The organism is Streptomyces sp. NPDC000151, assembly GCF_040301705.1.
GTDB lineage: Bacteria > Actinomycetota > Actinomycetes > Streptomycetales > Streptomycetaceae > Streptomyces.
In genome coordinates this window covers 1-7,364 of sequence record NZ_JBEPFC010000229.1, presented here as the reverse complement: position 1 = coordinate 7,364, position 7,364 = coordinate 1, and the positions used below count along the sequence as shown (strand labels likewise).

Below are 7,364 nucleotides of genomic sequence, written 5' to 3'. Positions count from 1 at the left end.
CCCGCCCGCGCGCCGCCTCCGCCACCTCGAAGGCCACCTCCCACCGCCCGGCGACACCGCGACCGACCACGACGGCGGAGCCCTCCTCGTCCGCCGTCCACGCCCGTACGCCGTCACGGTGCCGCAGCGCCCGCGCGATACGGGGGTGCGCCGGGTCCCGCGTCTCACGCAGCGCTATCGAGGGCGGGCCCGGCAGCGCCCCGGCGACCATGAGCAGATCGATGTTCTCGATCTCCCGGCCCGTCCGGGCGGCGAGCGCGCCGAGGAACGAGGGGCTGAGCGGGCCGGAGAGATCGCCCGGGGCGATACGGGCGTGCACCCAGGCGGCCGCCACATCGGCGAACACGACGGCGCATCCCGAGAATGAGATGACTCCCCAGTCGCGTTCCGAAGCCGGGGGCAGCACGCTCACCGTCCCGTCGGCGGGCGGGAAGTCGCCCCGGGCGGCGGCGGTCAGGGTCTTGGCCAAGTCATTGATCACAGCCGTAAGTTAGCGCCCGCGCATCCGGCCGTGGTGCGGCAGAAGGAGGGCGGGGCCGTCGGCCCCGCCCCCTCTGTGTCACCGCTGCGTCAGCTCCCTCATCACACCCGCATCACGCCCGCCCGTACCAGACGCGACCGGTCCAGATCCGTTCCTTGCGTACCGAGGCGCCCGGCTTGGGGGCGTGCCACATGCGGCCCTTCCCGGCGTAGATGCCCACGTGGTACACGTACCGCCCCGAGTGGAAGAAGACCAGGTCACCCCGCTTCCGCGAGGACGCCTTGATGTGCCGCACGTGCCGGTACTGGGAATCCGCCGTACGTGGCAGCCGCTTCCCCGCGCGCTTGAACGCGTACTGCGTGAGCCCTGAGCAGTCGAACCGGTGTGGCCCCTCGGCCCCCCATGCGTACGGCGCCCCCTTCTTCGACGCCGCGACCCGCAGGGCCGCCTTGCCGGACCCCGAGGCCGCCGCCGACACGGCGGAGGCGGCACCGGAGGCGGGCGCCGCCGAGGCGTCCCCCGCACCGGCGGGAACCAGTACGGCCAGCGCGAGCGCCGACACCACTCCGGCACGGGCCAGGCGGCCCGGCGCGGCAACACCACGAACAGGAAGATCAACGCGCGCAGTCATGCGCACTCCTTCGTCAGCCGCCTGCGAAGGAAGACCTGTCGGGTTCGGGCAGGCGAAGATGCCCGGCCGGCCGCCCGGAAAGGACGGCGAAGGCTTCACCCCAAGGGACCGCCCGGCCAGTACCACGGCCGCGGCCCCGTCGTGCTCGGGTCCTCCGCTCCTGCCGGTCCACGCGTATCGACCAGGCGCCCGGGCACGGCGGCAGGATTCGGCGTCCGCCCGGACCGCCCCGCCGCTGCGGCGGGGGCTTGTCGTCGGAGGGATCGTGACGCAGCGCCGGGCGGTTCAGACGCCGAACATGCCTTGTGTGAGGGTGGTCACGCTTGATCCGTTCGGGTGGACAGGCGCGGTCCGTCGAGCGGCCCGCACCCCGTACGCACCCCCGCACCGGCGCCGTCGTACCGCCCGCAACGCGACACGTCGACGGAGCGCGCAAGTCGTACTCCGCCGCGAACGCGCCCAGGAGTACCCCATCGGCGGTAGCCCGATCGGACTCCGCGCCCGCGTGGAACGGGATCGTCCCGTCATTCCTCATCAGGCGGCGGCACGGCGACGAGCCCGGCCCGCCGCTCACCGTCCAGCACCCGCAGCGCGCGGCTGAGCGTGTCGGCGTGGAGTTCCGTCTCACCCCGCTCGTGCATCAGCGCCAGCGCGTCCCGCAGCGCCACCGCCCGGCCGACCAGCGCCTGCGCCGCCCGCAGGCCCCGGTACGTGCCCTCGCCGCGGGCCGGGTTGATGCGCCCCAAGAGGTCCAGGACCTGGAGGTAACTGTCGATGACCGCGCCCTCGGCCCGGGTCAGCGCGGGCAGTGGCGGGAGGTCGGGAGGCAGGGCCATCACCTCACCTCGCGCCGGGCGCGGCGGACGACGACGCCTTGCGGCCGCGGGTGAGCCCGTCGACCAGCCCGTACGCCATCGCCTCCTCGGCGTCGAGGATCTTGTCGCGCTCGATGTCGGCGCTGATCCGTTCGCGCGGCTGCCCGGTGTGCCGGGCGAGCAGCTCCTCCAGCAGCTCGCGGGTGCGCAGCATCTCCTGGGCCTGCAGGGCCAGATCGGAGACCTGCCCCTCGACCGGCTCGCTGAAGGACGGCTGGTGGATGAGGGCGCGGGCGCCGGGCAGCGCGAGCCGGCGCCCGGGGTGGCCGGCGGCGAGCAGGACGGCGGCGGCGGACGCGGCCTGCCCGAGGCAGACCGTCTCGATGGGGCTGGTGACGAACTGCATCGTGTCGTAGATCGCGGTCATCGCGGTGAACGAGCCGCCGGGGGAGTTGATGTAGAGCGAGATGTCCCGTTCGGGGGCGGTGTATTCGAGGTGGAGCAGCTGCGCCATGACGTCGTTGGCCGAGGTGTCGTCGATGGCGGTGCCGAGGAAGACGATGCGCTCCTCGAGCAGCTTGGAGTACGGATCGAGCGTCCGGGTGCCCTGCGTCGTGCGCTCGGTGAACTCCGGGAGGACGTAGCGGGCCGTGGGCTCGAGCATGAGGGCTCCTCTTCGCCGCGTTACTTAAAAAATGTACAGGACGTACAGTCCTTCAGATGAGGAGCATGTTCCAGCGGTCCGGCGAAGTCAACGACTCACGGGGTCATTCGGCGCTCGCCGTGAGCGAACGACGCACTTCGGGGCGCCTTTGCGGGCGGGTGTGCTCCGGTTGTGCCGAGGATGCCGCCGAGCTGCCCGGCACCGCCTCTGACCTGGCATTTCTCGTCATGCGCAGCACGGGAGTACGAAGCGGGTGCGCGCTAAGCTGAGGAGCATGACCTACGAGATTCCGGTGACGCAGGCGCGGGCGGAGCTCGCGGACTTGATCAACCGTGTCGTCTACGGCTCCGAGCGTGTGGTCGTCACGCGCCACGGCAAGCCCTTGGTGGCCCTGGTGTCCGCCGCTGACCTGCGACGACTCGAAGAGCTCGACCGTGCGGAGGCGGCCGCCGAGGAGGAGGTCATCAGTACGGTCTCCTCGGTGCGGCAGCTGCCGACGTCCGCCGCGAGCGAACGTCGGCGGTTCGGCATCGCCGCGGAGCACCGCGGCCCGGCCGCCGGGGATCGGCGACCGGGCCACGAGAGCTGAGCCGTCGTCAGCCGGTGAGCCGGCGCGACGGGTGAGTGAGCGTCAGGAGCTGAGCTCCCAGACCGCGTGGGCGATGGCGTCGGTGTTGTTGTCCAGCGCCGCCTCGTCGATGTTCTTCGCCGTGTCGCAGGACTGGTGGTAGCAGGCGTCGAACGGCTCGCCCGCCATGCCGCCCCAGTTCTTCGCCTGTTCGGCGGTCTTCTTGTAGTCGGCGCCGGAGAAGAGGCCGCCGACGGGGATGCCCGCGTCCTTGAACGAGGCGTGGTCGGAGCGGCCGTCGCCCTCGGTCTCGATCTCGGTGGCGATGTTCTTGGCCGCGTACCAGTCCTTGAAGACCTTCTCCAGGCGCGGGTCGTCGTCGTATACGAAGTAGCCCGGGTTGGGCGAGCCGATCATGTCGAAGTTGAGGTACGAGTCGAACTTCGCGCGGTCCGCTTCGGCGAGGCTGTCGACGTAGTGCTGCGAGCCGACCATGCCGTACTCCTCGGCGCCCCACCAGCCGAACCGCAGGTGCTTGGCGGGCTTGAGGTCCGCCTTGGCGACCGCGAGGGCGACTTCGAGGATGCCGGCCGAGCCGGAGCCGTTGTCGTTGATGCCCGGGCCCTCGTCGACCGAGTCGAGGTGGGCGCCGGCCATGACCGTCTTGCTCTCGTCGCCGCCGGGCCAGTCGGCGACGAGGTTGTATCCCTTGCCGCCGTTGTGGTCGAACTCCTGGACCTGGGTGGTGAACCCGGCCTCGTCCAGCTTTCCCTTGAGGTAGTCGACGGATGCCTTGTAGCCGGGCTGTCCGTGGGCGCGGTTGCCGCCGTTGGCGTCGGCTATGGACTGAAGCTGGTCCAGGTCCGCCTTGACGGCGGAGACCGGGATGTCCGGCGCGGCGAGCGGCGCGGGGTCCGCCTGGGCGCCGGCCGCGGTGAAGAGCGTGGCGGCGACGGCGGTGCAGGCGCCCGCGGCCAGGGCGGCCCGGCGTATGCGTGCGGAACGGGTCACGGTGTGGCTCCGATGCTGTGTGGGGGGTGGTGGTGCGGAGCTTCTTGTGGTGCGGGAGCGCGCACGCGACGCGTGGGGCATACGGGCGCGCGGAGATGAGCATCGTGACTTGTCTGTGGCCAGTCAAGGGCGCATAGCGAACGCGTTGTTCCGGGGAGCGGGGCGGTCGAGCGTTATGTCCGCTTCGGGGGGAGTGGGGAGTACGCGGGAATTCGGCGCCTGTGGCACGGTCCCCAGATTTAACAAGGGATTCACCGGGGTAACGCCGCCGACATCGGGCGGGGCTAGCCTGCGAAGTCCGGGGCGTTTCATGGAACTTATCTGGAGATCAGTTTGCTTTTCCTTTGTTGAATGTGTGATACATCTACTTGTACGGGCGCGTCGGGGCCCGTGACCTGGGCCGATGCGGCCCAGGCGTAAGAATGTGAGGTGGAGAATGCAACTGACCCCGCATGAACAAGAACGGCTGATGATTCATGTCGCGGCGGACGTTGCCGAAAAGCGCCGGGCCCGCGGCGTACGGCTCAACCACCCCGAAGCCATTGCCCTGCTGACCGTGCACATCCTGGAAGGCGCGCGCGACGGCCGAACGGTCGCCGAGCTCATGTCCTCCGGGCGCAATGTCCTCACCCGCGACGACGTGATGGAGGGCATCCCCGAGATGATCCACGACGTCCAGGTCGAGGCGACCTTCCCGGACGGCACCAAGCTCGTCACCGTCCACGATCCCATCAGCTGACCCAGGGAGAGCCGAAGATGATCCCGGGACAGATCCGCTACGCCGATGAGCCGGTACGCCTCAACGAGGGGCTTCCCGTCACGCGCATGACCGTCCTCAACATCGCCGACCGCCCCGTGCAGGTCGGCTCCCACTACCACTTCGCCGAGGCCAACCCCGGCCTCGACTTCGACCGTGCGGCCGCGCACGGCAAGCGCCTGAACGTCGCCGCCGGCTCAGCCGTGCGCTTCGAGCCCGGTATCCCCACCGAGGTCGAACTGGTGCCCCTCGCGGGCAAGCGGATCGTCGCGGGCCTGCGTGGCGAAACCGGAGGCACCCTCGATGGCTGAACTTTCCCGTGCCGCGTACGCCGACCTCTTCGGCCCGACGGCGGGCGACATGGTGCGGCTCGCCGACACCGACCTGCTGATCGAGATCAGCGAGGACTGGTCGGGCGGCCCCGGGCGCAGCGGTGACGAGGCGGTCTTCGGCGGCGGCAAGGTCATCCGCGAGTCGATGGGCCAGTCCCGGCTCTCCCGGGCCGAAGGCACCCCGGACACCGTGATCACCGGCGTGATCGTCATCGACCACTGGGGCATCGTCAAGGCCGACGTCGGCATCCGCGACGGCCGCATCGTGGCGCTCGGCAAGGCCGGCAACCCCGACACCATGGACGGCGTCCACCCGGAGCTGGTCATTGGCCCGGAGACCGAGATCATCGCCGGCAACGGCAAGATCCTCACGGCCGGCGCCATCGACACCCACGTGCACTTCATCTGCCCCGAGCAGGCGACCGAAGCGCTGGCCTCCGGTGTCACCACCATGATCGGTGGCGGCACGGGGCCCGCCGAGGGCAGCAAGGCCACCACCATCACGCCCGGCGCCTGGCACGTCACCCGGATGTTCGAGGCGATGGACGGCCTGCCGGTCAACGTCGGCCTGCTCGGCAAGGGCAACACCACCTCGGTCGCCTCGATGCGCGACCAGCTGCGGGCCGGCGTACTCGGCTTCAAGATCCACGAGGACTGGGGCGCCACCCCGGCCGTCATCGACGCCTGCCTCGGCGTCTGCGAGGAGAGCGGCGCCCAGCTCGCGATCCACACCGACACCCTGAACGAGGCGGGCTTCCTCGGTGACACCCTCGCCGCGATCGCCGGGCGCTCGATCCACGCCTTCCACGTCGAGGGCGCGGGCGGCGGCCACGCCCCCGACATGATCGCCATGGTGTCGGAGCCCAACGTGCTGCCCGCTTCGACCAACCCGACCCGGCCGCACACCGTCAACACCGTCGAGGAACACCTCGACATGCTGATGGTCTGTCACCACCTCAACCCCGCGGTCCCCGAGGACCTGGCCTTCGCCGAGTCCCGCATCCGGCCCTCGACCATCGCGGCCGAGGACTTCCTGCACGACATGGGCGCCATCTCGATGATGTCGTCGGACGCGCAGGCCATGGGCCGCATCGGCGAGGTCGTCATGCGCACCTGGCAGACCGCGCACGTCATGAAGAAGCGCCGCGGCGCGCTGCCCGGTGACTTCGCCGCCGACAACAACCGCGTACGGCGGTACGTCGCGAAGTACACCATCAACCCGGCGATCGCCCAGGGCATCGACCACGTCGTCGGCTCCGTCGAGACCGGCAAGCTCGCCGACCTCGTGCTGTGGGACCCGGCGTTCTTCGGCGTCAAGCCGAAGCTGGTCATCAAGGGCGGCCAGATCGCGTACGCGCAGGTGGGCGACGCCAACGCGTCCATCCCCACCCCGCAGCCGATCCTGCCGCGCCCGATGTTCGGCGCGATCGGCAAGGCCCCCGGCGCCAACTCGCTCAACTTCGTCTCCGAGCAGGCCATCGCGGACGGGCTGGGCGACCGGCTGGGCGTCGCCAAGGAGCTGACGGCCATCCGCTCCACGCGCCAGGTCACCAAGGCGTCCATGCGCAACAACGACGCGCTGCCGAAGGTCGTCGTCGACCCCGACACCTTCACGGTGACCATCGACGACGCCGTGGTCGAGCCGGCCCCGGCGGCCGAACTGCCCATGGCACAGCGGTACTTCCTGTTCTGATGGCCATGTACGACGCACCCCTGCGGAAAGGCCGGGACCGATGAGCCGCGCCGCACTGCTGGTCCTGGCCGACGGACGGTTCCCGGCCGGCGGGCACGCCCACTCCGGCGGCGCCGAACCGGCCGTCGCCGCAGGGCGTATCCGGGACGGCGGCTCGCTGGAGGAGTTCTGCCGCGGTCGGCTGCACACGGCCGGGCTGGTCGCGGCGGGTCTCGCCGCCGCGGCCGCCGCGGGCTGCGACCCGCTCGCGCTGGACGAGGCCGCCGACGCCCGCACACCCGTACCGGCCCTGCGTGCCACAGCGCGCAAGCTCGGCCGCCAGATGATGCGGGCGGCCCGGTGTCCACGACCTCGCTGGTCGCCGTGAGCCGGTCGTGGTCGACGTAGCAGGCGGTCTTGAAGACGGTGAACA

The 7,364-nt window shown here is 70.8% G+C and carries 9 protein-coding genes and 1 pseudogene; 5 read left to right on the top strand and 5 right to left on the bottom strand.

All coding sequences use genetic code 11. The features are described from left to right. From ABT381_RS34240 to ABT381_RS34225, 4 genes are all read right to left on the bottom strand, one after another. Positions 1–481: GNAT family N-acetyltransferase (locus ABT381_RS34240; protein ID WP_351601496.1), on the bottom strand; the 481-nt coding region annotated here is incomplete at its 3' end. A 112-nt stretch (positions 482–593) separates the two neighbouring features. Next, positions 594–1,112, bottom strand: coding sequence for a C40 family peptidase (locus tag ABT381_RS34235; RefSeq protein WP_351601493.1), 519 nt, complete (start codon positions 1,110–1,112; stop codon positions 594–596). 524 nt (positions 1,113–1,636) lie between these two features. Continuing rightward, positions 1,637–1,948, bottom strand: coding sequence for a hypothetical protein (locus ABT381_RS34230; RefSeq protein ID WP_351601490.1), 312 nt, complete (start codon positions 1,946–1,948; stop codon positions 1,637–1,639). Positions 1,949–1,952: 4 nt separating this feature from the next. Then, entirely contained in the window at positions 1,953–2,591 is a 639-nt protein-coding gene (locus ABT381_RS34225; protein ID WP_351601487.1) for an ATP-dependent Clp protease proteolytic subunit, read from the bottom strand. Positions 2,592–2,865: 274 nt separating this feature from the next. Here ABT381_RS34225 and ABT381_RS34220 point away from each other — a divergent pair, with 274 nt between their 5' ends. Next, a complete protein-coding gene (locus ABT381_RS34220; RefSeq protein ID WP_351601484.1) occupies positions 2,866–3,180 on the top strand; it encodes a type II toxin-antitoxin system Phd/YefM family antitoxin in 315 nt (104 codons plus the stop codon). 42 nt (positions 3,181–3,222) lie between these two features. On the opposite strand, the gene ABT381_RS34215 is transcribed toward ABT381_RS34220, so the two are convergent. Continuing rightward, the gene (locus ABT381_RS34215) at positions 3,223–4,170 is read right to left on the bottom strand and encodes a M28 family metallopeptidase (RefSeq protein ID WP_351601481.1); all 948 of its coding nucleotides are present in this window, start codon (positions 4,168–4,170) and stop codon (positions 3,223–3,225) included. 436 nt (positions 4,171–4,606) lie between these two features. On the opposite strand from ABT381_RS34215, the gene ABT381_RS34210 reads away from it, so the two are divergent. From ABT381_RS34210 to ABT381_RS34195, 4 genes and pseudogenes are all read left to right on the top strand, one after another. Further along, positions 4,607–4,909, top strand: coding sequence for an urease subunit gamma (locus tag ABT381_RS34210; RefSeq protein ID WP_351601478.1), 303 nt, complete (start codon positions 4,607–4,609; stop codon positions 4,907–4,909). A gap of 17 nt (positions 4,910–4,926) precedes the next feature. Next, positions 4,927–5,238, top strand: coding sequence for an urease subunit beta (locus tag ABT381_RS34205; RefSeq protein WP_351601475.1), 312 nt, complete (start codon positions 4,927–4,929; stop codon positions 5,236–5,238). Continuing rightward, positions 5,231–6,952 (top strand): urease subunit alpha, encoded by a 1,722-nt coding sequence (locus ABT381_RS34200; protein WP_351601472.1) that lies wholly within the window; start codon positions 5,231–5,233, stop codon positions 6,950–6,952. The genes ABT381_RS34205 and ABT381_RS34200 overlap by 8 nt, the downstream gene beginning before the upstream one ends. A 40-nt stretch (positions 6,953–6,992) precedes the next feature. Then, positions 6,993–7,304 (top strand): annotated as a pseudogene (locus ABT381_RS34195) (urease accessory UreF family protein); the annotation flags it as partial. Positions 7,305–7,364: the final 60 nt, after the last annotated feature.